Source organism: Paracoccus aurantiacus, assembly GCF_007993065.1.
Lineage (GTDB): Bacteria > Pseudomonadota > Alphaproteobacteria > Rhodobacterales > Rhodobacteraceae > Paracoccus > Paracoccus aurantiacus.
On sequence record NZ_VOPL01000041.1, the window covers coordinates 1 to 281 of the forward strand.

At 68.7% G+C, this 281-nt stretch carries 1 protein-coding gene; it reads right to left on the bottom strand.

The genetic code is table 11. The annotated features are described in order from the left end of the window. Positions 1-281, bottom strand: a 281-nt coding sequence (locus FQV27_RS18765) for a thiamine pyrophosphate-binding protein (RefSeq protein ID WP_246133187.1), incomplete at both ends; no start/stop codon positions are given.

Genomic DNA, 281 nt, shown 5'->3' on the forward strand with positions numbered 1-281 from the left:
ACCCGCGATGACCAGAAGCGGCAGCCGGTTCACATGCGCAAGTGCGGCCGCCGTCACCACATTGGTCGCCCCCGGCCCGATGGATGTGGTCACCGCCTGTGCCCGCCTGCGCCCCTGCCCCTTGGCATAGGCAATCGCGGCATGGGCCATCGACTGTTCGTTCTGGCCGCGCCATGTCGGCAGCGCGTCCCCGATCCCGTGCAGCGCCTCGCCAATGCCGGCCACATTGCCATGGCCGAAGATCGCCCAGACCCCGTCGATGAAGCGCTCGCCGTCTTCGT